Below are 1,908 nucleotides of genomic sequence, written 5' to 3' on the forward strand. Positions count from 1 at the left end.
CAAAAGTAGAGTCAAGAAGAAATTTTAGAATACAGCGAGTTTATTGCGTTTATGCTGCCAATAAACAGTTTTGGAAGGGCTGATAAATGGCTGAATTGTTCCAAACATCTCGATCGAATGTTATTGAGCACATTCAAAACATTTATAGTGAGTCGGAGTTGGCTAAAAATTCAACTTGTCGGAATTTCCGACAGGTTTGATCGCAACCCGTTTTCGCCAATGGGCTAACCAAATCCTCAAAGAACACCTTCTTAAGGGGGGCTCTGTAAACTAGCGGGTACGAATTCGCCTGCCTGGAAAATCAATGTTATAAACAAACCCTATATCCAACCCTAGAAAAATAGTATATGTCTAACGCCTTGCCAGGGGAAAGAGTATTTCTATATTTATTCCTACAAGATTGATAGGGAATTAGGAAATGTTTTCAAGTTCACCTAAGCATTCGAAGGAGTTCATTATGTGTAGTGACTGTCGAATGCCGAAAGGCATGCAGAAGAATAGATAACTGCTTCGCTCAAATATCAAAAGTCCTTGATGGTTTGGTCAAAGCAAGTAGTTAATCAAGTGGAAAAACTTAAGGACGAAAGACCTGGCGCGGTGCCGGGCGAAAATCAAAATCAGAAAATCGGGCCGAATAAAGTCGGTAAAAAGGTTGAACAAACCGGTTTCTGGGTATTACCAAATCAAAAAAAGGATTTCAAACATGTCTAAGATTCATAAGTCTATTGCAGAACTCGTTGGCCACACTCCTCTTGTTGAACTTTCCAATTACGAAGAAAAGTATGGTCTTAAGGCTCACATCATTGGTAAGCTGGAATACTTGAACCCCACCGGCTCCGTGAAGGACCGCTTGGCTCTGGCCTTGATCCAGGATGGTGAACGTCGCGGCCTGATTAAGAAGGGCGACACCCTTATTGACGTGACTAGCGGTAACACTGGCATTGGCCTTGCCGGTATCGGTCATGCTCTTGGTTACGAATTTGAACCTTATCTGGAACCGGGCACAACCATCGAACGCGTTCAGATTTTTGAAGGCTACGGTTTGAACGTAAAGTCCTTCTACGATATCGAAGAAGTCAAGGACTTCGAAAAGACTGGCCTGGTGCTTGACGATCTGATTGATGGTATCAAGCGCATCGCCAAGGAGAAGGGTTTCTATTATACCGGACAGACTGTAAACGAAGCCAACCAGGAATTCCATTTCAAGACTACCGGCCCTGAAATTTGGGAAGACACGGATGGCAAGGTGGATTACTTTGTTGCAATGGGCGGTACTGCCGGCACCATCGTGGGTACAGGCCGCTATCTTCGCGAAAAGAATCCTGGCGTAAAAATTGTGGGTGTGCAGGCTGCAAAGAGCTCCCGCCCGGATAGCCCCGACTTTACTGGTCATATCGTAGATGGAACCTTGCCTTTGCATGGTGTGGCTGAACCTCTTGTGCCTACCCTCATCAAGACCAATCGCGATAACGGTTTCCAGTTTGACGAAGTCATCGACATCAAGGCGGAAGACGCTTACGCAACTGCACAGGAAACTGCAAAGACCGATGGCCTCTTCCTGGGAACTTCTGCTGCCGCCGCCCTTACGGCCGCAATCCAGATTGCAAAGCGCCCTGAAGCAGCCGGCAAGAACATCGTGGTGATTTACCCTGATAACGGTTACAAGTACCTTTCTACGGAACTGTACAAGAAGCAAAAATAGTGGTTAGTGATTAGTGGCTAGTGGTTGGTTTGATTTTTGTGTACTAACCACTAAATGCTGCTTACTTATTAATGGGAGAATTATTCAAATGAAATTGAATTTTGTACAGAATATTGCGTTGAAGATTGCGAAGTCTACTGATGATTATTTAGAATCCGTTCTCCAGATTGTGAAGTATCTGAAGAATAACGAAGTGGTAACGCCGC

The 1,908-nt window shown here is 44.6% G+C and carries 2 protein-coding genes; both read left to right on the forward strand.

Translation table 11 applies throughout. The features are described from left to right. Positions 1-564: 564 nt before the first annotated feature. Complete coding sequence (locus MJZ26_15020) at positions 565-711, forward strand: hypothetical protein (GenBank protein ID MCQ2107088.1); 147 nt, start codon at positions 565-567, stop codon at positions 709-711. Further along, the gene (locus tag MJZ26_15025; GenBank protein ID MCQ2107089.1) at positions 704-1,702 is read left to right on the forward strand and encodes a cysteine synthase family protein; all 999 of its coding nucleotides are present in this window, start codon (positions 704-706) and stop codon (positions 1,700-1,702) included. Before MJZ26_15020 ends, MJZ26_15025 begins: the two co-directional genes overlap by 8 nt. Positions 1,703-1,908 lie beyond the last annotated feature (206 nt).

This window comes from Fibrobacter sp. (genome assembly GCA_024398965.1).
In the GTDB taxonomy this organism is placed as follows: Bacteria; Fibrobacterota; Fibrobacteria; order Fibrobacterales; family Fibrobacteraceae; genus Fibrobacter.